This window comes from Haloferax sp. AS1, from assembly GCF_014530665.1.
GTDB lineage: Archaea > Halobacteriota > Halobacteria > Halobacteriales > Haloferacaceae > Haloferax > Haloferax volcanii.
Genome location: NZ_SPSA01000001.1, coordinates 2,550,893 through 2,574,716, shown reverse-complemented (window position 1 = coordinate 2,574,716; position 23,824 = coordinate 2,550,893). Strand labels below are relative to the sequence as shown.

The 23,824-nt window shown below is 69.0% G+C and carries 24 protein-coding genes; 16 read left to right on the top strand and 8 right to left on the bottom strand.

Annotated features, from left to right (window positions below; genetic code table 11):
• Positions 1-73: 73 nt before the first annotated feature.
• The gene (locus E4P24_RS13540; RefSeq protein ID WP_188148587.1) at positions 74-649 is read right to left on the bottom strand and encodes a flavodoxin domain-containing protein; all 576 of its coding nucleotides are present in this window, start codon (positions 647-649) and stop codon (positions 74-76) included.
• 148 nt (positions 650-797) lie between these two features.
• On the opposite strand from E4P24_RS13540, the gene thiE reads away from it, so the two are divergent.
• From thiE to E4P24_RS13520, 4 genes are all read left to right on the top strand, one after another.
• Complete coding sequence (gene thiE, locus E4P24_RS13535) at positions 798-1,430, top strand: thiamine phosphate synthase (protein ID WP_004062291.1); 633 nt, start codon at positions 798-800, stop codon at positions 1,428-1,430.
• A complete protein-coding gene (thiM, locus tag E4P24_RS13530; RefSeq protein WP_115802833.1) occupies positions 1,427-2,323 on the top strand; it encodes a hydroxyethylthiazole kinase in 897 nt (298 codons plus the stop codon). The genes thiE and thiM overlap by 4 nt, the downstream gene beginning before the upstream one ends.
• Positions 2,324-3,163: a bifunctional hydroxymethylpyrimidine kinase/phosphomethylpyrimidine kinase gene (gene thiD / locus E4P24_RS13525; RefSeq protein WP_115861783.1), complete on the top strand. Its 840-nt coding sequence runs from the start codon at positions 2,324-2,326 to the stop codon at positions 3,161-3,163.
• A 91-nt stretch (positions 3,164-3,254) separates the two neighbouring features.
• Complete coding sequence (locus E4P24_RS13520; protein ID WP_004042805.1) at positions 3,255-4,052, top strand: HpcH/HpaI aldolase/citrate lyase family protein; 798 nt, start codon at positions 3,255-3,257, stop codon at positions 4,050-4,052.
• Between the two features lie 9 nt (positions 4,053-4,061).
• On the opposite strand, the gene E4P24_RS13515 is transcribed toward E4P24_RS13520, so the two are convergent.
• Both E4P24_RS13515 and E4P24_RS13510 read right to left on the bottom strand, forming a co-directional pair.
• On the bottom strand, positions 4,062-4,808 hold the full coding sequence (locus E4P24_RS13515) for a class I SAM-dependent methyltransferase (protein WP_115861785.1): 747 nt from the start codon (positions 4,806-4,808) through the stop codon (positions 4,062-4,064).
• Positions 4,809-4,849: 41 nt separating this feature from the next.
• Entirely contained in the window at positions 4,850-5,734 is an 885-nt protein-coding gene (locus E4P24_RS13510) for an aldo/keto reductase (RefSeq protein WP_188148586.1), read from the bottom strand.
• Between the two features lie 144 nt (positions 5,735-5,878).
• Between E4P24_RS13510 and E4P24_RS13505 the strand changes: the two genes are divergently transcribed.
• The 3 genes from E4P24_RS13505 to E4P24_RS13495 all read left to right on the top strand — a co-directional run bounded on the left by E4P24_RS13505 (position 5,879) and on the right by E4P24_RS13495 (position 8,591).
• Positions 5,879-6,868: a ring-cleaving dioxygenase gene (locus E4P24_RS13505; RefSeq protein WP_004062307.1), complete on the top strand. Its 990-nt coding sequence runs from the start codon at positions 5,879-5,881 to the stop codon at positions 6,866-6,868.
• A gap of 162 nt (positions 6,869-7,030) precedes the next feature.
• Positions 7,031-8,143, top strand: coding sequence for an alanine--glyoxylate aminotransferase family protein (locus tag E4P24_RS13500; RefSeq protein ID WP_188148684.1), 1,113 nt, complete (start codon positions 7,031-7,033; stop codon positions 8,141-8,143).
• A gap of 76 nt (positions 8,144-8,219) precedes the next feature.
• On the top strand, positions 8,220-8,591 hold the full coding sequence (locus tag E4P24_RS13495) for a tautomerase family protein (RefSeq protein ID WP_004042795.1): 372 nt from the start codon (positions 8,220-8,222) through the stop codon (positions 8,589-8,591).
• On the opposite strand, the gene E4P24_RS13490 is transcribed toward E4P24_RS13495, so the two are convergent.
• A complete protein-coding gene (locus E4P24_RS13490) occupies positions 8,552-10,420 on the bottom strand; it encodes a PAS domain S-box protein (protein ID WP_115861882.1) in 1,869 nt (622 codons plus the stop codon). The two genes, E4P24_RS13495 and E4P24_RS13490, sit on opposite strands and share 40 nt — an antisense overlap.
• A 143-nt stretch (positions 10,421-10,563) precedes the next feature.
• Between E4P24_RS13490 and E4P24_RS13485 the strand changes: the two genes are divergently transcribed.
• Positions 10,564-11,922, top strand: coding sequence for an NRAMP family divalent metal transporter (locus E4P24_RS13485; RefSeq protein ID WP_115802837.1), 1,359 nt, complete (start codon positions 10,564-10,566; stop codon positions 11,920-11,922).
• Positions 11,923-11,950: 28 nt separating this feature from the next.
• Here the strand turns inward: E4P24_RS13485 and E4P24_RS13480 are convergent, their stop codons facing one another.
• Positions 11,951-12,637: a plastocyanin/azurin family copper-binding protein gene (locus tag E4P24_RS13480; protein ID WP_006601492.1), complete on the bottom strand. Its 687-nt coding sequence runs from the start codon at positions 12,635-12,637 to the stop codon at positions 11,951-11,953.
• Positions 12,638-12,906: 269 nt separating this feature from the next.
• Between E4P24_RS13480 and E4P24_RS13475 the strand changes: the two genes are divergently transcribed.
• The 5 genes from E4P24_RS13475 (at position 12,907) to E4P24_RS13455 (ending at position 17,867) form a co-directional block, all read left to right on the top strand.
• Positions 12,907-13,506, top strand: a complete 600-nt coding sequence (locus tag E4P24_RS13475; RefSeq protein ID WP_004042787.1) for a hypothetical protein — start codon at positions 12,907-12,909, stop codon at positions 13,504-13,506.
• A gap of 14 nt (positions 13,507-13,520) precedes the next feature.
• Positions 13,521-14,174, top strand: a complete 654-nt coding sequence (locus E4P24_RS13470) for a ubiquinol-cytochrome c reductase iron-sulfur subunit (protein ID WP_004062316.1) — start codon at positions 13,521-13,523, stop codon at positions 14,172-14,174.
• 1 nt (position 14,175) lies between these two features.
• Complete coding sequence (locus E4P24_RS13465) at positions 14,176-15,600, top strand: cytochrome bc complex cytochrome b subunit (RefSeq protein ID WP_004042783.1); 1,425 nt, start codon at positions 14,176-14,178, stop codon at positions 15,598-15,600.
• Between the two features lie 37 nt (positions 15,601-15,637).
• Positions 15,638-16,114: a hypothetical protein gene (locus E4P24_RS13460; protein ID WP_006601491.1), complete on the top strand. Its 477-nt coding sequence runs from the start codon at positions 15,638-15,640 to the stop codon at positions 16,112-16,114.
• 79 nt (positions 16,115-16,193) lie between these two features.
• The gene (locus E4P24_RS13455) at positions 16,194-17,867 is read left to right on the top strand and encodes a lipopolysaccharide biosynthesis protein (protein WP_188148585.1); all 1,674 of its coding nucleotides are present in this window, start codon (positions 16,194-16,196) and stop codon (positions 17,865-17,867) included.
• 303 nt (positions 17,868-18,170) lie between these two features.
• Here E4P24_RS13455 and E4P24_RS13450 read toward each other — a convergent pair whose 3' ends face one another.
• Complete coding sequence (locus E4P24_RS13450; RefSeq protein ID WP_006601489.1) at positions 18,171-18,614, bottom strand: hypothetical protein; 444 nt, start codon at positions 18,612-18,614, stop codon at positions 18,171-18,173.
• Between the two features lie 42 nt (positions 18,615-18,656).
• Entirely contained in the window at positions 18,657-20,042 is a 1,386-nt protein-coding gene (locus E4P24_RS13445; protein ID WP_006601488.1) for an NAD(P)/FAD-dependent oxidoreductase, read from the bottom strand.
• Positions 20,043-20,366: 324 nt separating this feature from the next.
• On the opposite strand from E4P24_RS13445, the gene E4P24_RS13440 reads away from it, so the two are divergent.
• The 3 genes from E4P24_RS13440 (at position 20,367) to E4P24_RS13430 (ending at position 22,010) form a co-directional block, all read left to right on the top strand.
• Positions 20,367-20,594 carry a hypothetical protein gene (locus E4P24_RS13440; RefSeq protein ID WP_004062324.1) on the top strand — a complete coding sequence of 76 codons (228 nt, stop codon included), beginning with the start codon at positions 20,367-20,369 and terminating at the stop codon, positions 20,592-20,594.
• A 73-nt stretch (positions 20,595-20,667) separates the two neighbouring features.
• Entirely contained in the window at positions 20,668-21,627 is a 960-nt protein-coding gene (locus E4P24_RS13435) for a D-2-hydroxyacid dehydrogenase (RefSeq protein ID WP_004062327.1), read from the top strand.
• Between the two features lie 122 nt (positions 21,628-21,749).
• Positions 21,750-22,010, top strand: coding sequence for a hypothetical protein (locus E4P24_RS13430; RefSeq protein WP_004062328.1), 261 nt, complete (start codon positions 21,750-21,752; stop codon positions 22,008-22,010).
• A gap of 37 nt (positions 22,011-22,047) precedes the next feature.
• Here the strand turns inward: E4P24_RS13430 and ilvD are convergent, their stop codons facing one another.
• Positions 22,048-23,802 (bottom strand): dihydroxy-acid dehydratase, encoded by a 1,755-nt coding sequence (gene ilvD, locus E4P24_RS13425; protein WP_115802839.1) that lies wholly within the window; start codon positions 23,800-23,802, stop codon positions 22,048-22,050.
• Between the last annotated feature and the right edge of the window lie 22 nt (positions 23,803-23,824).

Genomic DNA, 23,824 nt, shown 5'->3' with positions numbered 1-23,824 from the left:
TAGCAAAAACCTGTGTGTGGCTCGCCACGTTTGCCCGAAGCGGTAGTCGTTCGCGGCGGGTCAGCCCGCCCGCTCAGACCGCCGCACCTCCCGCGGCGGTGCCCGCCGTCGACTCCACGTACTCGACGAAGTCGGCGGCGAACGACTCGACTTCGTCCCAGTCGGTGTACTCGTAGTCCCGCGAGGCGTCCGTGTCGCCGGTCGCGTCCGCGGCGATGCGCTTCATCACCAGCCGGGTGAGAAAGCCGTACTCGGAGTACCGAAGCGCCCCGCCGAACGCGGCCATCCGCTCGGGGTGCCAGCCGCTCTCTTCGACGAACTCGTCGATGTACGTCGCGACTTCGGCGCGGGCGTCCGCGTCGTCGAGCGCCGACGACAGCGACACCTGGAAGAAGCCGTTGGGCCGCGCCTCGATGTCGTCGCGGTGCTCGCGGACGAACCCGTACACCGACTTCGAGTGCGCGCCGAGGTGAACCGACGACCCGACGAGCACCGCGTCGGCGTCGACGAGCGCCTCGGCGGCGGCGTCGTCGGTGACCGACTCGGTCCGCACGTCGTGTCCGTGGGCCGCCAGCGCCACCGCGATGCGCCCGGCTATCTTCTCGGTCTGTCCCTCCTTGCTCCCGTACGCGACGAGTATCGTCCCCATACAGCTCACCGCGTACCTGTTGGCTCGCTCACACCATAACGGCGGTCGACAGCTCTCAGCCGCCGGGAATCCGGCCGGACGACGCCCGGAGGAGGAACTATTTTGCCCGTCGCCGCATCACTCCAAAATACAACTCATGAATACTTCGATGGGAACCTATCTGGTCACGCAGTCGGACCGCTCCGGCGGGCGGTCGACGCCGGACGTGGTGCGGGCCGCGGTCGACGGCGGCATCGATGTCGTGCAACTCAGGGAGAAGCACGCGAGCGCCCGCGACCGCTACGAGGTCGGCCGCGAGCTTCGCGCCGTGACGGCCGACGCGGGCGTCCCGCTCGTCGTCAACGACCGGGTCGACATCGCGGCCGCAATCGACGCCGACGGCGTCCACCTCGGCGACGACGACGTGCCCGTCTCGGTCGCGCGCGAACAGCTCGGCGAGGGCGCAATCGTCGGCCGGTCGGTCTCGACCGTCGCGGGTGCGAGAGCCGCCGAGGAGGCCGGCGCGGACTACCTCGGCGTCGGCGCGGTGTTCGCCACCGACACGAAGGAGACGAACCCGGAGCAGTCCGAAATCGGGACCGAGCGCGTCTCCGCCATCGCGGACGCCGTCTCGACTCCGTTCGTCGGTATCGGCGGCGTCACGCCCGACAACGCCGCCGACGTGGTCGCCGCCGGAGCCGACGGCGTCGCGGTCGTGTCGGCCATCACCGCCGCTGACGACCCCGCCGACGCGACCCGCCACCTCGCTGATTCGGTCGCAGCCGGGAGGAACCGCCGATGAGCGGACGCGACGGCTCGGACGGCGCGGGTGGGTCGGGCGGGTCGGACGACGCGACCGGTGCGGGCGGCGTCCCCGACGTGGCGCTGGACGAAGCGCTCGCCGCCGTCGCGGGCGAACAACCGCTCATCAACTCGGTCACGAACGACGTGACGGTCAACGACGTGGCGAACGTCACGCTCTACTGGGGCGGCCTGCCGGTCATGTCCGACGACGAGCGCGAGGTCGGCGACATGGTCGGAATTGCGGACGGCTGTCTGCTCAACATGGGGACCGTGAGCGAGTCGGGCGAGGCGACGATGCTGACCGCCGGCCGAGCCGCGAACGACCACGGCGTTCCCCTCGTCGTCGACCCCGTGGGCGTCGGCGCGACCCCGACGCGCGACCGGGTCGCGGACCGCCTCGTCACCGACCTCGACGTGGACGTGCTCAACGGCAACTACGGCGAAATCTCCGCGCTCGCCGGCGACGACGCCGAGGTCCGCGGCGTCGAGTCGGTCGGGGAGTACGCCGAAATCGCCGCCGCGGCCGTCGAGTGCGCCCGGAAGACCGGCGCGGTCGTCGTCGCCTCCGGCGAGACCGACATCGTCGCCACCGAGGAGGCAGCTTTCGAGGTCGACACCGGCCACTCGATGATGGGCGCGGTCGTCGGCACCGGCTGTATGCTCGGCGCGACGCTCGCCGTGTTCGGGGCCGCCCTCGACGACCCGCTTGCGGCGGTGCTCTCCGGGACCGCGGCGTACGGACTCGCGGGCGAACTCGCCGCCGAGGGCGCGTTCGGGGACTACCGCGGCCCGGCGAGCTACAAAATCGCCTTCCTCGACGCGGTCGCGGGACTCGCGGACGCCTCGACGCCAGACATCGCCGACCGAATCGACCGAATCGAGGTGCGGTAGATGCCGGGAACCGCGCCCGACCCGCAGACGCCGCCGTACGCCCTCACCATCGCCTCCAGCGACTCCGGCGGCGGCGCGGGTATCCAGGCCGACCTGAAGACGATGACCCGACTCGGCGTCTACGGCGGGTCGGTCATCGTGGCCGCGACCGCCCAGAACACCCGCGGCGTCGAGGGGTCGCACGTCCTCCCGACCGAGTCGATTCGCGCCCAGTACGAGGCCGTCGCCGACGACTTCGACATCGCCGCCGTGAAAATCGGGATGCTGGCGACGGCCGAGGCCGTCGAGACGGTCGCCGGCTGCCTCGTCGACTACGACGGCCCGGTCGTCCTCGACCCCGTGATGGTCGCCACCTCCGGCGACCGACTGCTGGCCGAGGACGCCGTCGACGCCTACGACGCCCTGTTCGCGCAGGCGACGCTCGCGACCCCGAACGCCGACGAGGCCGAGGCGCTGACGGGCGTGTTTCCCGACTCCCCGGCGGCCGTCTCGGACGCGGCCGACTGGTTCTTCGAGCGGGGTGCCGACGCCGTGCTCCTGAAGGGCGGCCACGTCGCCACCGACGGCGACACCGTGGTCGACACGCTCGTCACGTCGACGGAGACGACGACGTTCGTCAACCCGCGCATCGACGCGACGGCGACCCACGGCTCCGGGTGTACCCTTTCGAGCGCCGTCGCCGCCCGCCTCGCCCGCGGCGACGACCTCACAGACGCGGTCCGGCACGGCATCGAGTTCACGCGTGCGACCCTCGCTGAACCCGCCGACGTGGGCGAGGGCGCGGGGAGCGTGAACCACCTCGTCGGCGTCGGCGACGGCTGGACGCCCGACGAGTCGTAAGGGACGACCAACGACCGGCGACCAACGACCGGCGACGCGGCTCTCCGACGCTCGCCACGCCCCTTTTCTGGCTACGTGTCGTACCACGAACATGGTAGCGACACCATCATCGAACGCGCTCCGCGCCCGAATCGAGGCCGGCGGCGTCGCGCTCGGCGTCCTCGACAACGCCTACTGCCCGACGCTCGTGGAGTTCTACGGCGAACTCGGTCTCGACTTCGTCTGGCTCGACCTCGAACACGGCGGCCCCAGCCCGCTCGACTCGGGCGCGATGGAAGACCTCCTCCGCGCGGCGGAACGAACCGGCATCGAGCCGCTGGTTCGGCTCCCGACGACCGACCCCGAGTTCGTCCGGAAGGCCCTCGACCTCGGCGTCAGGAACGTCTTCCTCCCGCGCGTTGAGTCGGCCGAGGAGGTGCGCAAGGCGGTTCGGTCGGCCCGCTTTACCTACGGCGACGGCCCCGGCGACCGCGGCCTCGCGTCGCCGCGCGCCCGCCGCTGGGGACTCGCAGACGACTACGTTGCAGGTGAGGACCGCGAGACGCTCGTCGGCGTGACCATCGAGACCGCCGAGTCGCTTGCGGACCTCGACGCGATTCTCGACGTGCCCGAACTGGGCTTCGTCTTCATCGGGCCGTTCGACCTCTCGGTGGCGCTCGGCCACCCCGGCGAGATAGACCACCCGGACGTGCAGGAGGCGGTCGAGCGCATCCGCTCGGCCGCGGTCGATGCGGGCGTCCCCGTCGGCGGCCTCGGCTTCGGCATGGACGACGTGAACGAGAAGGCGGAAAACGGCTATCAGCTCATCAATCTCGGCAGTACCACGGGCGCGCTCAAGGGCGTCGTCGACGGCTGGTTCGACGCCGTGACGTTCGACCGCGAGGAGTAGCGGCCGCGCCTACTCTGTCGCGTCCGTCCGCGAGTCGGACAGCCGCATCGCCACGCTGTACATCTCGCCCGCGGACTCCGATTCGACCGCGTCGGCGACGCGGTCAGCCTCGCCCGCGAGCCACCCGCCCATCTCCCCGGGGACTTCAGCCGCCAGCGACTCCGCAACCGACGCGTGCGCCTCGACGTGGCTTTCGGACCACGGGACCGGGTCGAGCAGGGTCAGTTCGCGGTCGAAGCGCCAGCCGTGTCCCGAAAAGAGCGCCCCGAGCGCGTCGGCCGGATAGAACGTCAGCGCGGGTCGCCCGCGGGCCAACTGGCTCGCCGCGTTTTCGAGCGCGAACAGCTCCCGAATCGCGGCGTCGTCGGGGAGCGGTTCGTAGTCGTCGACGACGAGGTGACAGCCGGGCGCGGCGACCCGCGTCAGCTCGCGCGCGACGGCGGCGACCGACGCTGGACCGACGAGGTTGAACAGCCCGTGAGCGGTGACGATACCGACCGAATCGTCTGCGAGCGGGAGGCTTCGAACATCCGCCTCCAGCACTGCGGTCCTCGCTCGGTCCGTCGGCGACGGGGCCACGCGGTCGCGGACGATTGTCGCGTGCTCGGGGTCGTTGGTGACGGCGTAGACCTGTTTTGCGCCCGCGTCGAGGAGTCCGGCGGTGGCGTTGCCGGTCCCCGCGCCGGCCTCCAGACAGACCGCGCCCCGGACCGGCCGGTCGTCGAGGGCGGCCGTGACGGTCGTTGGAACGTCCATTTGCGGCGGATGGAATCCGAGGCGGGAGTCGTCTCGCCTCGCTAGTGGTGCAGTTGCTCCGGCACCGGGCTCTCGTCGTGGCGGAGGCGCTCGACGAGCGACCGCTGGGCCGTCTCGTCCATGCCGTTGTACCGCGTCGCGGCGTCGAGAACCATCGCAACGAGCTTCGGGTCGCCCGGCGTGACGACGCTCGTGAGGCCCTGCGCGGCCGCGAAGTCGAACCGCTCCGCGATTTCGTTCGGGGTGTCGACCGGCTCGTACCAGTTGGAGAACGGTCGGTCGGCCTCGGGCAGTTCGTCGGTGTCGGGCCACGGGCCGCGGGCGAACGCCTTGATGCCGAGCGTGCCGATGCCGGCCTCTTCGGCCGCCTCGAAGACGCCCTCGTAGTCGTGTTCGTCGTCGCCCTTACCGACGACGACGGGGTTCAGCGGGAACATCAGGGTTTCGAGGTCGTCGATGCGGTCGATGGCATCGCGGATGAGTCCGGGATTCCCGTGGCTCGTCAGGCCGATGTGGCCGATTTTCCCCTCGTCTTTCGCCTCGCGGAAGGCCGCGAGCGCGCCGTCGTCGGCGGTGATTTCGTCCAGTTCGGACTCGTATTCGAGGCCGTGGACCTGATAGAGGTCGATGTAGTCGACGCCGAGGCGGTCGAACGAGCGGTCGAGTTTCCGTTTCGCGCCCTCGTAGCTCCGCTCTTGGGTCTTACAGCCGAGGAAGATGTCCTCGCGGTGCTGGCGGAGCTTCGGCCCCAGTTTGAGCTCCGCGTCGCCGTAGGTCGGGGCCACGTCGAAGTGGTTGACGCCCTTCGAGAGGACGTGTTCGACCATCTGGTTCGCGCCCTCCTGTTCGAGCCAGTTGAGCGCGATAGCGCCGAACGTCGCGATGCTACTCTCGTGGCCGGTGTCGCCGAGTGCGCGTGTCTGCATACGTCGAACGTCACCGTCGATGGTCAAAAACGTGTGTCTCACCGATTCGACTGCCGGGTCCGTGCGAGCGGCGATGACGCCGCCCCGACCCGGTAACACTCGCGTCAGCGGATACTCAAGTCCTTGCGGCCCGTAGGACCGCCTATGGCAGAACCCACGCCGACACCCGGCATCCACCACGTCACCTGCATCGCGGGCGACCCGCAGGAGAACCTCGACTTCTGGGTCGAGACGCTCGGACTCCGCCTCGCCAAGCGCTCCATCAATCAGGACGACCCCAGCACGTACCACTTCTTCTTCACGGACGCGGAGGGGACGCCCGGCACGAGCATGACGTTCTTCCCGTGGGAGAACCTCTCGCGCGGGAAGGTCGGCACCGGGCAGGTCTCGCGGACCGCGTTCCGCGTGCCCGAGGGGAGCCTCGACTACTGGGAGGACCGATTCGACGAGTACGGCGTCGACTACGACGACCGAGTCGAGCGATTCGGTGAAACGGTCCTCCCCTTCAGCGACCCCGACGGTCTCCCGGTCGAACTGGTCGAAGTCGAGATTCCCGGCGACGACCCGACCGTCCCGTGGACCGAGTTCGTCCCAGAAGACGTTGCGATTCGCGGCTTCCACTCCGTGACGCTCTGGCTGGCCGACCCCCAGCCCACCGAAGACCTCCTCGAAACGATGGGCTTCGAGCGCGTCGGCACCGAGGAGGCGCAGGGCGACACCCCCGGCGACGAGCGGACGCGGTTCGCCGCGACCGGGAGCGTCGGGAAGTACGTGGACGTGCTGCCGACCATCGAGAGCAGCCGACAGGGCCTCGGCACGGTCCACCACGTCGCCTTCCAGACGCCGACCGACGAGGACCAAGAGGCGATGCGCAAGGCCGTCCAGTCGAAGGGCCTGCGCCCGACCGCCCAAATCAACCGCCACTGGTTCCGGTCGGTCTACTTCCGCGAGTTCGGCGGCGTCCTGTTCGAACTCGCCACGAGCGACCCGGGCTACACCGCCGACGAACCCCTCGACGACCTCGGCGGCCGCCTCGTCCTCCCCGGCGAGTTCGAAGGTCGGCGCGAGCAGATAGAAGCCGGCCTGACCGACGTGACGGTCCCGCGGGCCGAGTCGGCCGAAGCCGACGACTGAGCGCGGACCCGCCGCGCTCCGCGGGGGTTCTCCATCCGTCCATCCGTCGTCTGCCGGCCCGTATTGTCCCGTGTTAACACCGCCTGAGCAACTGCGACGAGTGTCGCAATCACAAGTACCATCATCGCCCACGACGCAGTGACCCGTATTCAGGTGGATGACGTGACGGAAAAACGCGAATACACGGACGACTATCAGGACAAGACGCTGTACATCCCCGGTCCGACCGAGGTGCGCGAGGACGTCATCGCGGAGATGTGCCAGCCGATGTTCGGCCACCGCATGGACCGCATGACCGACCTCTATACGACCATCGTCGAGGACACGAAGGAGTTCCTCGGCACGGACAACGACGTGATGATTCTCACGGGGTCGGGCACCGAAATCTGGGAGTCGTCGACGCTCAACCTCGTCGACGAGAACATCCTCGTGCCGACCTGCGGGAGCTTCAGCGAGCGCCACGCCAACGTCGCGGAGCGCCTCGGCAAGAACGTCGACCGCATCGAGTACGAGTGGGGGCAGGCCATCAAGCCCGAGGACATCCGCGAGGCGCTGGAGTCCAGCGACAAGCAGTACGACGTGGTCGCCACCGTGATGAACGAGAGTTCGACCGGCGTCCGCAACCCCATCGAGGAAATCGGTGACGTGGTCGCCGAGTACCCCGACACCTACTTCGTCGTCGACGCGGTGTCAGCCCTCGGCGGCGACTACGTCGACATCGACGAGCACAACATCGACGTCATCTTCGCCTCGTCGCAGAAGGCGTTCGCCATGCCCCCGGGGCTGGCCATCTGCACCGTCAGCGACGAGGCCTACGAGCGCGAACTGTCGAAGGACTCCGCGTCGTGGTACGGCGGTTTCCAGCGCGCCCTCGACTACTACGACCGCAAGGGCCAGACCCACTCGACGCCCGCGATTCCCATCATGCTCGCGTATCGCAAGCAGATGAAACACATGCTCGAAGAGGGCCACGAGGGCCGCGACAAGCGCCACCGCGAGATGGCCGAGTACACCCGCGAGTGGGCCTACGAGCACTTCGACATGTTCCCCGAGGAGGGCTACGAGTCCCAGACCGTCGCCTGCATCGAGAACACGCAGGGCATCGACGTCGCCGCCACTATCGAGAAGGTCAACGAGGAGTACGACATGGCGTTCTCGAACGGCTACGGCTCCGCGCTCGGGGAGAAGACGTTCCGCATCGGCCACATGGGCGAACACGACGTGGAGTCCATCAAGGCGCTGACCGACGCCATCGAAGACGTGGCGGACCTGTAAGCCGCGACTCGCCGCACGTCTCGACGCCTCCCACGGGGGTTCTTTTGCGCCGCGGGCGTATCGGACGCACACGCAGATGCCGCATCTCCAGTTCGACCTCGACTTCGAGGTCACGGCGCGCGAGGCGGACCAGTTCGCGACCGAGATGGCCGAGTTGTACGCCGAACGGATGGACGCCGACACCGACTACGCCGCCGTCAGCGTCCGCGAGGCCCGGGCGATTCACCTCGGCCGGGCGACCGGAGACAAGACCGTCGTCTTGCAGGCCGACATCCGGGCGGGCCGGACGGCGGACCGGAAGCGCGACCTCGCCCTCGCGGTCATCGAGGCCGTCACCGAGCGGTTCGGCGTGCCGGAGTCGAACCAGAAGGTCGTCTTCACCGAACACGAGGGGAGCCAGATGATGGGTTACGACCGCGTCGGGGACGACTGGTCCGAGTCGGACTGACCGCCGTCGACGAGTCGGAGTTCGACCGCGAAGACGGAGCCGCTGGGGTCGTTGTCCTCGACCCACACGTCGCCGCCGTACTTCTCGACGAGCGACTGCACGAGGTACAGTCCGAGTCCGGTCCCCCGACTCTCCAGCCCCTTTTCGTCCTTGGCGAAGATGGCGTCTTTCCGCTCGTCCGGGACGCCGCGGCCGTCGTCGGCGACGCGGACGACGACGCGGTCTTCGCGCTCGGCGTGCGTGACGGACACGTCGACAGTCGGCTCGTCTTCGTCGGTGTGCTGGATGGCGTTCATCAGGAGATTTCGGAAGACGGAGCCGAGCATGTCGTCGGCGAGCACCGTGACCGGGGGCACCTCGCCGTCGACCGCCACGTTCGCGTCCGGTGCCATGTCGCGGACCGACGCGAGCTCCGCGTCCAGCACCCCCCGGAGGGGAACCGGCTTGGTCTCGACCCCTCGGGTGCTCATCATCTCGGCCATGTCGCGGGCCGTCTTCGTCAGTTCGACCGCGTGGTTCGCGCGCCTCCGGACGATTTCGACGTACTCCCGCGCGTCGCCGTCGTCGACGTACTCAGCGAGCAGTTCCGCGTAGGCGGTCACTAACTGCAGGTCGTTGCGAACGTCGTGGCGGACGACCTGATTCAGGACCCCGAGCTCGTCGCGCTGCGTTTCGAGGAGGCGATTCTGTTCGCGGAGCTCCGCTTCGTAGCGCTTCCGCGTCGTGATGTCCCGGGCGACGCTCAACACGACCGTCTCCCCCCGGTAGGTCACGAGGCTCGAACTGATTTCGACGGGTATCTCTCGACCGTCTTTCGCCCGGTGGACCGTTTCGAACACCTGCGTCCCGTCGGTCGGCATCTGGGTGACGAGCGCCGACGCCTCGTCGTCGCTGAGTCCCGCGTCGATGTCGTGGACCGTCATCGAGAGGAGTTCGTCCCGCGAGTAGCCCAGCAGCTCCACCGCGGTCTCGTTCACCGCGAGGATGTGGCTGTCGATGTCGATGACCCAGACGGTGTCGTTCATCCCGTCGATGAGCTCCTGGTACTCCTCGCGGGCGCGCTTCAGTTTCTGCTCTCGCTCCTGTCGTTCGGTGACGTCCCTCGATACGCCGATGACGCCGACGACCTCACCGGCCATCCGAAGCGGCGCGAAGCGATAGCTCAGTATCCGCGATTCGCCGTCCGGCGTGACGAGTTCGGTCTCCCCTTCGAGGGAGTCTGTCTCGCCGTCCAAGAGTCGCTGATACGGGTCGCCCGGGCGTTCCTCGCGAATCGTCTCGACGAGGCGGCTCCGCTCGCCTTCGAGTTCGGCGGGCGTCGCCCCGTAGAGTCCGGCGAGGAAGTCGCTCACGAGTATGAACCGCCCATCGCGGTCGTACAGGCACGCCCCCTCGAGTATCTGTTCGAAGACGCGTTCGTAGACGAGCGACGGGTCGACCGGTCGCCGGCCGGACGCCGCGACCGCCCGCTCGACTCGGGCGGCCACCTCGTCGTACCCCTCCGGCCCTCGGACCCGGACGTAGTCGGTGACGCCGGCGTCGAGGGCGTCGCTCGCCGTCACCTCGCAGTCCCCGCCGGCGACGACGAGAAACGGCAGCGCGGCGTCTCGCTTCCGAACCGCGGCGAGGAACTCGAGCGCGTCGGTCGCTCCCACGTCGTCCGCCGAGACGACGCAGTCGAAACCGGCGTCGGCATCGGCGTCGTCGAGCAGTGTCAGCCCCGCAGCCGCGGTTCGAACCTCGTCGATGTCGACCCGTGGTAGCCGCCGACGGACGGCCTCGGTGACCGCCGCCGCGACGCCCGAGTCAGCGGCGACGAGGAGTCTCATTGTGCCGACACCATCGTTCATTACCTATGTTTGTCGCGAACATCGGATAAAACGTCGCGTGCCACCTCCCGCGACGCGGGGAATTACTCGGTTGTAACACCCAGTAACAACACTTTTGTGACGACCGCCGAGACCACGACGGCATGAACGAACCCAGACTCGACGTATCGGCGGTGACGGGCGGCGACTGGCGGGGATATCTCTCGGAGATGGGGCCGTCGTGGGTCGCCGGCGCCGTGGCGGCGGGGCCGGCGACGATGGCGACCGTGCTCACCGCGGGCGCGACGTTCGGCTACGCGATGCTGTGGGTCGTCGTGCTCTCGGCGGTGCTCGGGGCGTCGGCGCAGTATCTCTCGATGCGGCTCGGCCTGCTCACGGAGGACGGCATCGTCTCGGTCGTGGAACGCGAGTTGGGCGACGGCTGGGCGTGGGCGCTCGTCGCCGACGCGGTGCTGGCCGCGGGGCTGGCCCAGTTGGTCATCATGCAGGGCCTCGCGAACGTGAGCGCGACGATAACCGGCGTCGACGCCCGCGTCTGGGGCGTCGTGTGGGCGGTCGTCCTCGCCGCCGGCCTCGCCGGGCGCGGCTACCGCTTCGTCGAACTCCTCGCGAAGGGACTCGTGGCGGCCGTCGTCGTCGCGTTTCTCGCGTCGCTGGTGTTGGTTCCCATCGACCCGGCGGCCGCGGCCGGCGGGCTCGTCCCGCGCGTCCCGTCCGGCGTCGACGGCGCGCTCGTCGCCGCCGGCATCCTCGGCGGCGCGGTCCACATCACGCTCATCACGATGCACTCGTACACGATGCGCGCCCGCGGCTGGACGACCCGCGACTACGGGCTGGCGACGTTCGACGTGGGCGCGTCGATGCTCGTCGCCTTCGGCGTTTACAGCCTCGCCATCTTCCTCGTCGCCGCGAGCGTCCTCCACAGCCCCGAGGTGGCCGCGGGCGACCTCACGGCGGTGGCGGCCGCGCAGGCGCTCGGCCCGATTGCGGGCGCGAACGCCAAGTGGCTGTTCCTGCTCGGCCTCTTGGGCGCGGCCGTCTCCACGCTCGGCGGCAACACCGTCGTCCCGCCGTTCCTCGTCGCCGACAAACTCGGCTGGGGGACGGACCTCTCGGACGGCCGCTACCGCGCGCTCCTCGCCGGCGTGGCGCTGTTCTCCGGCGTCGGCGCGTTCCTCGGCGGGGCCTTTTTCCCGCTTCTCGTGTTGGTGCTGGCGTTCGGCCTCGTCGGCACGCCGTTCGCCATCGCCGTCGTGCTCGTCTTACTCAACGGCGACGCGGTCTCGGAGCCGAACTCGACGCCGGCGAACCTCGGCGGCGTCGTCCTGTTCGCGGTCACGACGGTTCTCGCCGCGAACTTCGTCCGCTCGCGGGCGCTTTCCGACCTCGGCGACCCGCTTTCCGTCTTCGTCGTCGTCTTCGCCGCGGCGATGGGAGCGGCGACGCTCGGCCTGCTCGGGAAGTTCGTCCGCGAGACGGTCGGGCGACCGACCGCGGCCTGACCTGAATCCGAACCACGGGCGACCCGGCTTACTCGCTGTAACGGCCCGACGCCCGGTCGTACTTGGAGACCATCGCGACGACGGCGGTCCCGAGCCCGCCCGCCGCGGCCCAGAACTGCCACGGGAGCGACCCCGAGGACCCGCCGCTCGGGACGTAGGGATACGACAGCGACCCCGCCTCGACGATGTCTCCCGACCCGGGCATGAGACCGGACCCCGGCTCGTTCGGAATCGCGCCCTCCTCGGCCGGCCCGCCGGGGTCGCCGCAGACGACCCGACCGACCATCCCGAGCTGCTTGTGCGGGCTACAAAAGTAGTCGTAGGTGCCCTCGACTTCGAAGGTGTACGAGAAGCTCGCGCCGGTCTCCCCCAAGAGGCCGCTGTCGAAACCGGACGCGTCCGCCGGGATGCGCTGTTCGGCCTGATTCGACTCGGCGTAGGCCGTCGCGGAGTGGTCGCCGCTTTCGAGGACCCACTCGACGGTGTCGCCGGGGTCGACGTGCAGTCCGACGGGGTCGAAATAGTACTCCCCGTCTTCTGTCACCATCTGGATAGTATGGGTGGTCGAACCGCCGCCGCCCGAACCGCCGCCGGCGTCTGTACCGCCGCCGGACTCGGCGGTCGAGTTCTCGTTCGACGCCCCGGTGACGCCCGTCGACGCTCCGAGGACGGCGACTCCACCCGCGATATTTTTCATGAACGTTCGTCTGTTCATAATGGTGTTTGAGTTCGTATTACCGCTGATACTGCCTACTATCTGACCGTTCGTCTACTATCTTGTAGTTCTGTTGGTTCTCGAACATTCCGAAACAGAAAGACAAATAACCGCTCGTCTGAACGCTTACGTGGCATCGTCGCTCCCGCGAATCCGCGGTCGGCCCACAGTCGTGGGAGCGTCAATCCGGCAGTAACGATTAGGTAAGACTATTGGTACATTCATGAAATTCGTGGTGAATCCGACCCGACGTTCGGCGGTGAGAACCGATGCGGCGTGAAACCGCAGTCATCCTGCTCCTCATCGCGGTCGTACTGCTCCCGATGTGGTACGTCGCGCTGACGAGCGGGACCGAAGGCGGGGGTATCGGCGTCGGCACCGGCGCGGAGCCGGTCGCCGTCAACACCTCGTCCGACCTCCAGCCCGCGAGCGGCTACCTCCCCGGCCCGGTCGAAGTCGGCGTCAATCAGGCCGGCGTCGTCGCGTGGGTCGCGCTGCTCGGGATGGTCGGCGTGATGGTCGGGACAAAGCGGTTCCTCGACCGCATCAGCCACCTCGGCGACTCCGTCGTCGCCGACGGCGGCCACGCGACCGTCTCCGTCCCCCCGTACATGGAGACCGAGTCCCGGCGCATTCTCGACTACGTCCCGGCCGTGTCGTCGCGGACCGGACTGCTCGTCGTGGCGCTCCTCTCGTGGGTGGACGTGTCGTTCGCCGCCCTCCTCGCGCTGGAGGGACTCGGCCCGGCGCGGACGCAGTTCCTCGGCACCTACGCCGGGATGCTGTTCCTCTCGCTCGCGCTGACCGTCCTCGCGTACACGGCGTACTTCGTCCCGAGCATCACCGTCGCAGAGACCAGAGACCACTGACCACCCGCACGGATATGAGCAAACGCACCACCGACACCGACACTGAGACCGACACCGACACAGACGCCCCGGACATCCCGCAGAGCGACGACGAACTGACGCGGCGAAACATGGCGAAGCTCCTCGCCGGCATCGGCGGCGCGGCCGCCATCGGAAGCTTCGGCGTCGACTACGCGGCCGGGCTTCCCGGTAGCCTCGACACCGGAAGCGAGACGCTCTACGTCGAGGGAACCCGCCTCGTCGACAGGGACGGCAACCCCCTGACCGCCGCCGACGCGCTCTCGACCGACGAGTTCGACAAGATGGACGTCTTTCCGGAGAAGGAAGGCGGCGGCGCGCTCGTCACCAAGCGCGCGACCACGCTCCTGCTTCGCTTCCCCGAAGACGAGTACGAAGCGCCCACGAACATCGAGGGGACGGCCAAGGGCTACGTGGCCTACTCGAAGGTCTGTACCCACGAGGGCTGTCTCGTCGCCGGCGACCAGGGCTCCGAGCTTCGGTGTCCCTGTCACGGGAGCCTCTACGACCCGACGAAGGGCGCGTCCGTGACCGGCGGCCCGGCCTCGCGATCGCTCCCGCAGCTTCCCCTCGGCATCGCTGACGACGAGGACGGGACGCTCCTGCTCGCAACGGGGCCGTTCGAGGGGCCGATAGGGACGGAGGAATGAGATGACGGGGACAGCACCGAACGACGGCTCCGGCGACGACCGACCCGACGCGCGGTCGGACGGCGGCGAGGCGGGCGGCGACCTCCCGGAGACCGACCTGACGGTCCGGACCCACGAGGCGTACCCCAGAAACGCCCTGTTCGACTGGCTGGACCAGCGGCTCGAACTGGACCACACGCTCCTCGGCAAGGCGTTCCCGGAGGACGACTACGGCTCGTTCCTCCTCGGCGAAATCGCGCTTTTCACCTTCGTCATCCTCGGGCTGACGGGGACGTTCCTCGGCCTCCTGTACAATCCGGCGGTCAACAGCGTCACCTACGAGGGCAACGCGCTCCAGTACGCCGGCACGGAGGTTCCAGCGGCGTTCGCGAGCGTCCTGCACATCACCTACGACACCACCTTCGGGATGTTCGCACGCATGATGCACCACTGGGCGGCGTACCTCTTTATCGCCGCAATCGCCCTGCACATGTTCCGCGTCTTCTTCACGGGCGCGTACCGCAACCCCCACGAGCCGAACTGGTTCATCGGGAGCACCCTCCTCCTGTTCGCCCTCGTGGAGGGCTTTTTCGGCTACGCGCTCCCCTACGACAACTTCAGCAAGACCGCGACGACCATCGGCTTCCAGATGACCGGCACGATTCCCGGCGTCGGCTCGTTCTTGCAGTCGCTCGTCTTCGGCGGGGCGTTCCCGGCGGGAGCCGACCAGGTCATCCCGCGGATGTTCTTCCTCCACGTCTTTCTCATCCCGGCCGCGCTGGTCGGCGCTATCGTCCTCCACATGGCCGTGTTGATGCGGCAGAAACACACCGAACACGCGCCGAGCTCCCGCGGCGAGGGCCGCCCCGACGGCGATGACGACAGCGTCGTCGTCGGTATGCCGCTTTTCCCCCAGCAGTTCCTCGTTTCGACTATCGTCTTCCTCCTGACGGCCGCGACCGTCGCCTTCCTCGCGGGCTTCTTCCCGGTTCAGCGCATCGCCGCCATCGGCCCGGCGACGCCCACGTCGACGCCCTCGCACGTCGGCCCGGACTGGTTCTTCATGTGGGTGTTCGGCTCGCTGAAGATGATGCCCTCGTGGCTCGGCGAGTGGGGCCGGTTCGCCGGCGGCGTCGTCGTCCCCTCGCTCATCATCGGCGTGATGATGATTTGGCCGCTCCTCGATAACCCCGAACACCCGGTCCACTTCACCGCCGACCCGCTCGACCGACCGCTCCAGACGGCCCTCGGCGTCGCGGCCGTCATGCTCATCATCGTCCTCTCTATCGACGGGATGCGGGCCACCGTCGCCGCCGTGTTGGGCGTCTCCGACGCCGTCCTCTACCCGTGGCTCGTCGCGCTGACCGTGGGGATGCCGCTTTTCGACTTCGCCGTCGTCTACTGGCTCCTCAAACGTCGCAAGCGCCGACTCGGCACCGCCGGCTGACGCACAGGCTCGCGACCCGCCGACCCCGACTTCGACTATGAACGTTCCACTCTCGCCCCGCGCGTTCCGCCTCGTCGACGCCGGCTCGAAGCTCGTCGGCCTCGTGGCGATAGCCGCCGCGCTCAACGGGGCCGCGGCCCCGCACTCGCTCGCCGTCGGCCTCGCGGGCTTCGTCGTCGGCGTCGGGACCGCGTTTCTCTCGCCCCGCGAGGCCCCACCCGACGACGACCGCGGAGACGACGCCGCCCCGGCAGCCGACCCCCCCGACGACCTCCCCCGACGACCGCTCACGAGTCTCGCAAAGCGCCTGTGGCGCAGTCGGCTGGCTCGGCTGGGCGGCGCGCTCTGGCTCTCGGCGTTCGGCGTCGCGGCCGCCGGCGTCGCCCTCCGGGCCGCCGGCTCGTACCGCCTCGCGGCGACGCTGTTCGGGCTCTCCGGCCCCCTCGGACTGGTCGGCATCCTCGGCATCGTCGCCGGCGGTGGCTGGCTCGCGCTCGCCTCGCGTCGGGACTGACCGCGGTTCCGCGCGGTGGTGACTCGCGGGCGAATCAGGCGACTTATTTTCGACCTCGACAAGCGACAGAGACGCGACAGTGCCCTCCGATACACCCGACGCCGACGGTTCCGACGACCGGAGTCCCGACGCCGACATCTCCGACACCGATATCCCCGACGCCGACATCTCCGCCGCCAATATCTCTGACGCCGCGCCCGACGCCGACATCCCCGACGACGAGCGCGAGGCGCTGTTGACCATCGGGCACGGCGCGGTCGTCGCCTCCGGCGGGCAGTCGCTCCAGCGGGCGCTGACGACGGCGACCGAGTACGTGCTCGCGCAGGGCCTCGGCCCGGTCGCCTACGGCGTCTACGCGTTCGCGTGGCGCATCTCGCAACTCCTGTTTCGCCTCGTGAACTTCGGGTCGGTCGGGACGCTCCAGCGGTATCTCTCCGCGGACGACGACGACCCCGAGCGACGGGGGCGAGTGGTGGCACTGGCGTATCTCACGACTCTCGCGGTCGGGCTCGGACTCGCCGGCGGGTTGGTACTCACGAGCGGGCGGCTCAACGACGCGACGGTCTCGCACCCCGACTTCCCGCCGACGATACACCTGTTCGCGGCGCTGGTCGTCCTCGTCGGCGTGGTGCGGATTCACGCCGGCGTCCTCAGAGCCGTGCAGTCGGCCCGCGGCGAGGCGCTTTTCAATCGCGTCCTCCGCCCGGCGGTCAAGCTGGTCGGTGCCGTGGGTGCGATGGCGCTCGGGTACTCGCTGGTCGGCGTCGCCGCCGCGTTCGTCGTCGGCATGGCCGGACTCGCGGTACTCGGCTTTCCGATGGTCGTCTCGGCGAGCGGCATCCGACCGTCCGTCGGCGGCCTGCGCTCCGAGGCCCGGCGGTTCTACAACCACTCCGCGCCCATCGCGCTGAGCAGCCTCGGCAAGGTGTTCCAGAACCGCGTCGACGTGATGCTCGTCGGCTTCCTCCTGACCGCGACGGCGGCGGGCGTCTACAACGTCGTGCTCGTGTTGGTGACGCTGGCGTGGATTCCGCTCCTCTCGTTTAACATGCTCCTGCCGCCGGTCGCGTCGGGACTCTACGCGGACGACGAGATGGAGACGCTCAACGCGGTGTACACGGCGGTGACGCGGCTCATCGTCACCTGCGTCGTTCCGATTCTCGCCGTGCTCGCGGTGTACGGGCGGTCGATTCTCTCCGCGTTCGGGCCGAACTTCGCGGCGGGCTACGTCCCGCTCGTCATCTACCTCGGCGGCGTGTTAGTCGGCAGCGCCGTCGGCGCGACGGGGTGGCTGCTCATGATGACCGACCACCAGTACGCCCGGATGGCGCTCGACTGGCTTCTGGCCGTCCTCAACACGCTCCTCACGTTCGCGTTCGTCCGGGCGTTCGGCCTCGCCGGCGCGGCGCTGGGCACGGCCGTCGCCATCGCCGTCCAGAACTCGGTTCAGGTCGTCCTCCTGCGGCGCTTCGAGGGGCTGTGGCCCATCGACGCGACGTTTCTCAAACCCCTCGGCGCGGGCGTCGCCGCGGCCGGCGTCATGTTCCTCGTCCGCGAGACGCTGGTCGGAGCCGGGACCGGCGGACTCGTCGTCGCCGGCGCGGCGCTGGGTCTGGTGACGTACGTGGGCGCGCTCGTCGCCCTCGGCGTCAACGACCGCGACCGGCTCGTGGTGACGGCGTTGGCCGCCCGCTACCGCCGGGCGATACTCGTGGCTCTCGGTGGACGGTCCGGTACGTTCGGGGACCGATAGCGGTCGCTCGCGGGGGTTCTGATTCGTCACACTCGCGGGTCGGACTGGGGACCGCCGACAATCAGCGACGCCGCTCGCCGAGTGAAGATGTCGCCCAGAACACTAACGGCCGGTCTCATCCCGAGGCGGCGTGCCGCGTCGACCGGGAAACCCTCGTGCCGGGCGGTCCGTCTTTCGGGCGCGGACGTTCCGAAGTACGCCGGCGTCAGCCGGCCAGTAGCTGTCGCGCACCCGGGTTCGCCGTGCTGTCATCGCTCCCGAAGCGGGAACACTCGGCCGGGGACTTGAGGTACGCACCCGACCCTAGCGCGCCGGGGGTAAAACGAGTTCCGACCGGCGGGCGTCGTCGCCGGCGAAGAAGACGGCCCGAAGCCGGACGACCTGCCCGTCGACGCGGACGTAGTAGAGACGGTCTTCGGACCGGTCGACCGACGGGAGCGCGTCGAGGTCCGCGCGGAGGGCGTCGTAGTCGCTCAGACAGTCGGTGACGCTGGACTCGCGCGGGTGGCCCTCGGCGGCCGCCTCGACCACCTTCAGCACCCACGGGCTGTTTGCGACCCGCGGGTCGGCGGCGTCGACGACGGTCGCCCCGTCCGGGGCGTTCCCGACCAGTTCCGCCCGGAGGAAGATTTCGGCGGACGAACAGCCTCGAAGCGACGAACAGCCCGCGAGCGCGCCGGTCAGTCCGACGCCGACGGCGACGGCTCCGCGGCGGAGCAGCTGACGCCGAGAGGGTCGACCGGCCATCGACTAACAGAGCTTCGGAGAAACCGATAACTCTTCCGTCGGCTACAACGCGTACTCGTCTTCGCGCAGTTGGACGTACTTGCCCTTGCGGTACTTCACTTTCGTTCGCTGGTACTGCGTGGCGAGTTTGGCGGCGCTGAACCCGGCGCTGAGCTTCGCGGCCCCGAACGCCTTGTAGCCCTCGTCCTTTTCGAGGAGTTTCCGGGCCGCCTTGAACGTCTTGTCCCACTGGGCGGGGCCGTAGTCGTGGACGATTTCGGCCATGGCGACGTTGCGGAGAATCTCGTCGCCGATGGCCTCCTTCCAGCGCTCGTTGTAGTCGCTCAGGTCGCCCTCGGCGGCGAGTTCGCCGGCGATGGCCCCCGTCCGGACGGCGACGTGGTCGCCGCCCTCGTGGAAGGCGGAGGTCGCGCCCATCGCGCCGCCCGTGACGGCGATGCCGGCTTCCGCGGGCGAGTCGATGGGTCGCGTCGAGGAGATGGCGTACGTCTCGGTCCCCTTCGTCTTCCCGCGGTCCTCGACGAGCGGGAAGTCCTCGTCGATGTCGTACTCGTCGCCGTACTCCTGTTCGAGGAGGCGGCGGACGTACTCGCGGCCCTGCGGGATGCGCTCGTCGTCCTCGCGGAGGAGGTTGTACGCATCGCGGTCGTCGACCTCGTCGATATCGAGGCCGATTGGCATCGTGAGACCGACCCGGCAGACGTTGTCGTCGTTCGGGAACACCCACGGGTACGCCGTGTGGCCGGGCATGTAGCCCCACCAGAACTTGATTGCGCCGTCGACCTCGTCGAACAGTTCCGGCGGGAACTCGCGGTGCTCCTGATAGGCGATGTGGTTCGCCTCGGTGGACGACAGCCGGTCCGTGATGGGGAACGGAAGCAGGTCGTCGAGCACCTTGTTCGTGACCGTCCGCTGGGGGCCGTCGGCGAGGACGACGAACTCCGCGCCCACGTCCTCGCCGTTGGCGAGGCGGACGACGTGGCGGGGGTCGTCGCCCGCGGCGTCGAGGTCGGTCTCCACGTCGCGCACGGAGGCTTTCACGCGGTACTCCGCGCCGGCGTCTTCGGCGCGACTGCGGAGCCAGTCGTCGAACTTCGCGCGGTGGAAGGTGTAGCCGAACTCGTCGTACGAGGAGTCGATACCGGTGCTTCGAAGCGTCAGCGACTCGTTCGGCCCGATGAACTCCGCGCGGTCGAGGATATCGAGCACGATGTCGTCGGGGAACTCGTCGGGGTGGATGCCCATGATGTCCACCCAGTAGTCGAGGATACCGGCCGCGTCCGTCGAATCGGGCCCGAGGCCCGGTCGGTCTGCTCGGGGGACGCCCTTTTCGAGGACCACGGCGGAGGCCCCGGCCGAGGCCGCGGCGTGTGCCGCCGACGTGCCGGCCGGACCGCCGCCGATGATGGCGACATCTACGCGTTCCATACCGTTACAGCACTTTGCTCGGGTATTAAACCCCCTGAACCGACGCGGCGTCCGACGGTTTCGAGACCGCGCGCCCGAGCGCCGCTCGCCCCGTTTTCCGGCGCGTGGCGCGACCGCGACACCGACGCGCCGCCGCTCGGCCACGCTCCGAGAACGACGCCCCGACGGCCTCCGCACCGCGCCCGACGGTACGAACAGGGATAATTTCGAGAGGACGAACATCCCGGTAGTTGCTATCGATTTTGTCGGAGAATACCAACTAAATACCGCGTCTGATAACCAGAGACGGAGGTTTATAGCGGAGACCGCGGTAGCTCCGAGTCAATGACCGCAGACGAGCCGGACGAATCGCGAGAGCCCGTCGTGTTCCGCGACGAGACGGGCGACCTCGTCTTCGTCGACGGCGGCCCCGCCCCACAGGGGTATGCGCCCGTTGCGTGGAAACTCGGTGAAGACGGTTCCCGGTTCGTCGTCGACCCGACGGTCGATGCGGTCGCGGTCACCCGAACGATTTCGAAACGTCGCCCGCGGCGGCGCGAGCCCATCGAGTGAGCGGCCCCCTCCCGCCCCGCTCTGCCCCGCCCGAATCGGACAGATTCATCACCGCCTTCGAGAATCATCGAGCATGTCCGACCCAGATATCGCGGTGCTTCGGCAGAAGATTCACGGCCTGTCTGCCGAGGCGTACGCCGAAACGCTCCGCGAGCGCCTCCCCGACCGCGAGGTCGCCCTCGCAACGACGCCCGCCGAGGAGCGCGACCTCCTCTCTCGCGTCCAAGTCGCGACCGGGTTCGACGTGAGCGAAGCCGACCTCGACGCCGCCGAGAACCTCGACCTGTTCGCCTGCGTGTTCGCCGGCACGGGCCACCTCCCCATCGAGGCGTTCGAGGCCCGCGACGTGGCCGTCACCAACGCCTCCGGCGTCCACGGCCCGAACATCGCCGAGCAGGTTCTCGGCAGCCTCCTCTACTTCGCCCGCCGCTTCCACGTCGCGGAGCGACAGAAGGAGGCGAACGTCTGGCAGTCGTACCCGACGGTCGAACTGCAAGGCTCGACGGTCGCCGTCGTCGGCCTCGGCGCGCTCGGTGAGGCCGTCGTCGACCGGCTCGACCCGTTCGGCGTCGAGACCGTCGGCGTGCGCTACTCGCCGGAGAAGGGCGGCCCGACCGACGAGGTCGTCGGCTTCGACGACGAACAGGGCCTCCACGACGCCTTCGCGCGCGCCGACTACGTCGTCATCGCGTGCCCGCTGACCGACGCCACCCGCGGCCTCGTCGACGCCGACGCGTTCGCCTCGATGGCTCCCGACACCGTCCTCGTCAACGTCGGCCGCGGTCCGGTCGTCGATACCGACGCGCTCGTCTCCCAACTCCGGAGCAACGGTATCCGCGGGGCCGCGCTCGACGTGACCGACCCCGAACCGCTCCCCGCGGACCACCCGCTTTGGGAGTTCGAGAACGTCCTCATCACGCCCCACAACGCCGGCCACACCCCGAAGTACTGGGAGCGCATGGCCGACATCATCGCCGAAAACCTCGACAAACTGGACGCCGGCGACGACGACCTGCGGAACCGCGTGGCCTAAGCGGAGTCGACCCGGCGACCCCGCGGGCGCGGAGTCGGTGACATCGCAGATGCGGAGTCGGTGACGCCGCGACCGGATTCCGCACCGAAACTGTCAACTCGATAGCTGCTGTCGACTGCGCCGTGCAGTTCTCCTCGTGGCGGTGGAACCGAATCATCGCGTTCTTCGGCGGCGCTGGACTCCTCTTTTTGGTTCCGTGGTCGGGGCTCTCGCCCGTCCTCCCGGACTGGACGATAGACGTGCTTCGGTCCGTCCCGCTCGGCCTGTGCGTCTACGGGTTCACCGAACAGCCGCGAAACGTGATTGCGATGGTTCCGGCCGGAACCGCGCTCGGAGTCGGGATTCTCGCCCTGTACCGAGCGTTCGGATCCGGCCTGTTCTGACGGCGGACGGCGGCGTCCGCGTCGCGGCGACTCGCCGTTATTCGTCGCGCGTGAGCGCCGGGTTCGTCACCGCGCCGTTCGCGGCGGAGCCGAAGTCGCGGGCGTACTTCGCCAGCACGCCGGAGGTGTACGCCGGCGGCTTGGGTTCCCAGTCTTCCTTCCGCGCGTCGAGTTCCTCGTCAGAGAGGTCCACGGAGAGTTCGCGGTTCGGGATGTCGACGGTCACCTCGTCGCCGTCTTCGAGGAGACCGATGGGGCCGCCCTCGGCCGCCTCGGGAGCGACGTGGCCCACCATCGGGCCGCGCGTCGCGCCGGAGAACCGACCGTCGGTGAGGAGCGCCACGTCGTCCTCGTGGCCCTGTCCGACCACGGCGGCGGTGACGCCGAGCATCTCGCGCATGCCGGGGCCGCCGCGCGGTCCCTCGTTTCGGATGGCGATGACGTCGCCTTCCTCGATGTGGCCCTCCTGCACGTAGCGCATCGCGTCCTCCTCGTTCTCGAAGACGCGGGCGGGACCGGTGTGGTGGAAGGCGTCGTCGCCGGTCACCTTCAGCACCGCGCCGTCGGGCGCGAGGTTGCCGGTGAGAATCTTGATTGCGCCCTCGTCCTGATACGGCTCGTCGACCGTGTAGAGGAAGTCCGCTTCGAGGCCGTCGTCGTCCGGGAGGTCGAGGTGGTCGAGCTCCTCGGCGATGGTGCGGCCGGTGACGGTCATCGCGTCGCCGTGGAACAGGCCGGCCTCGACGAGACGGCGGATGACGACCGGGATGCCGCCGATTTCGTGGAGGTCGTTCATGACGCGCGTGCCGCCGGGCTGGAGGTTGGCGATCTTCGGCGTGCGCCGGGAAATCTCGTTGAACTCCTCGATATCGAGGTCGACGCCGGCCTCGGCGGCCAGCGCGAGCAGGTGGAGCACGGCGTTGGTCGACCCGCCGGTGGCGACCTGGAGCGTGATGGCGTTCTCGAAGGACTTCTTCGTGAGGATGTCGGAGGGGCGGCGGTCGTTTTCGACGCAGTCGAGGACGACCTCGCCGGCGCGGCGGGCGTTCTCGTAGCGCTCGTCGGACTCGGCGGGCGCGGAGGCCGACCCGAGGGGGGCCATCCCGAGCGCCTCGGAGATGGAGGCCATCGTGTTGGCGGTGAACATCCCGCCGCAGGAGCCCGCGCCGGGGCAGGCGTGGCGTTCGAGGTCGTCGAGTTCGTCGGCGCTCATGTCGCCTTCGGCGTAGGTGCCGACGCCCTCGAAGACGTTCTGGACGGTCACCTCGCGTCCCTCGTGTTGGCCGGGCATGATGGAGCCGCCGTAGAGGAAGACGGAGGGAAGGTCCGTTCGGATGGCGGCCATCATCATGCCGGGGAGGTTCTTGTCGCAGCCGGCGACGGTGACGAGCGCGTCCATGCGCTCGCCGAAGGAGACGAGTTCGACGGAGTCGGCGATGACCTCGCGGGAGATGAGCGAGGCCTTCATGCCTTCAGTCCCCATTGAGATGGCGTCGGAGATGGTGACGGTCCCGAACTCGATGGGCATCCCGCCCGCGGCGTCGATGCCCTCGATGGCGGCGTCGGCAACGTCGTCGAGGTGGACGTTACACGGGGTGATGTCGGCGGCGGGGTTCGGCACGCCGACCATCGGCGACGAGAAGTCCTCGTCGTCGAAGCCCATGGCGCGGAACATCGCACGGTGCGGGGCCTTGTCTGGACCCTCCGTGACCTCCGTGCTGCGGAGGTTCGGGTCCTTACCGCTGGAGAACACGTCGTCCGGGTCCTCCTCGCGTGGGGACTGCTGGCTCATATCTCTTCGGAGCGCGTGCGCG

Coding starts and splice junctions, on each gene's coding strand:
- E4P24_RS13485 (WP_115802837.1), top strand. CDS start 10,564: ATGAACGAACCCAGACTCGACGTATCGGCGGTGACGGGCGGCGACTGG.
- E4P24_RS13515 (WP_115861785.1), bottom strand. CDS start 4,808: ATGGACGTTCCAACGACCGTCACGGCCGCCCTCGACGACCGGCCGGTC.
- E4P24_RS13480 (WP_006601492.1), bottom strand. CDS start 12,637: ATGAACAGACGAACGTTCATGAAAAATATCGCGGGTGGAGTCGCCGTC.
- E4P24_RS13435 (WP_004062327.1), top strand. CDS start 20,668: ATGTCCGACCCAGATATCGCGGTGCTTCGGCAGAAGATTCACGGCCTG.
- E4P24_RS13495 (WP_004042795.1), top strand. CDS start 8,220: ATGCCGCATCTCCAGTTCGACCTCGACTTCGAGGTCACGGCGCGCGAG.
- E4P24_RS13460 (WP_006601491.1), top strand. CDS start 15,638: ATGAACGTTCCACTCTCGCCCCGCGCGTTCCGCCTCGTCGACGCCGGC.
- E4P24_RS13540 (WP_188148587.1), bottom strand. CDS start 649: ATGGGGACGATACTCGTCGCGTACGGGAGCAAGGAGGGACAGACCGAG.
- thiE (WP_004062291.1), top strand. CDS start 798: ATGGGAACCTATCTGGTCACGCAGTCGGACCGCTCCGGCGGGCGGTCG.
- thiD (WP_115861783.1), top strand. CDS start 2,324: ATGCCGGGAACCGCGCCCGACCCGCAGACGCCGCCGTACGCCCTCACC.
- E4P24_RS13505 (WP_004062307.1), top strand. CDS start 5,879: ATGGCAGAACCCACGCCGACACCCGGCATCCACCACGTCACCTGCATC.
- ilvD (WP_115802839.1), bottom strand. CDS start 23,802: ATGAGCCAGCAGTCCCCACGCGAGGAGGACCCGGACGACGTGTTCTCC.
- E4P24_RS13475 (WP_004042787.1), top strand. CDS start 12,907: ATGCGGCGTGAAACCGCAGTCATCCTGCTCCTCATCGCGGTCGTACTG.
- E4P24_RS13465 (WP_004042783.1), top strand. CDS start 14,176: ATGACGGGGACAGCACCGAACGACGGCTCCGGCGACGACCGACCCGAC.
- E4P24_RS13440 (WP_004062324.1), top strand. CDS start 20,367: ATGACCGCAGACGAGCCGGACGAATCGCGAGAGCCCGTCGTGTTCCGC.
- E4P24_RS13510 (WP_188148586.1), bottom strand. CDS start 5,734: ATGCAGACACGCGCACTCGGCGACACCGGCCACGAGAGTAGCATCGCG.
- E4P24_RS13445 (WP_006601488.1), bottom strand. CDS start 20,042: ATGGAACGCGTAGATGTCGCCATCATCGGCGGCGGTCCGGCCGGCACG.
- E4P24_RS13450 (WP_006601489.1), bottom strand. CDS start 18,614: ATGGCCGGTCGACCCTCTCGGCGTCAGCTGCTCCGCCGCGGAGCCGTC.
- E4P24_RS13470 (WP_004062316.1), top strand. CDS start 13,521: ATGAGCAAACGCACCACCGACACCGACACTGAGACCGACACCGACACA.
- thiM (WP_115802833.1), top strand. CDS start 1,427: ATGAGCGGACGCGACGGCTCGGACGGCGCGGGTGGGTCGGGCGGGTCG.
- E4P24_RS13490 (WP_115861882.1), bottom strand. CDS start 10,420: ATGAGACTCCTCGTCGCCGCTGACTCGGGCGTCGCGGCGGCGGTCACC.
- E4P24_RS13520 (WP_004042805.1), top strand. CDS start 3,255: ATGGTAGCGACACCATCATCGAACGCGCTCCGCGCCCGAATCGAGGCC.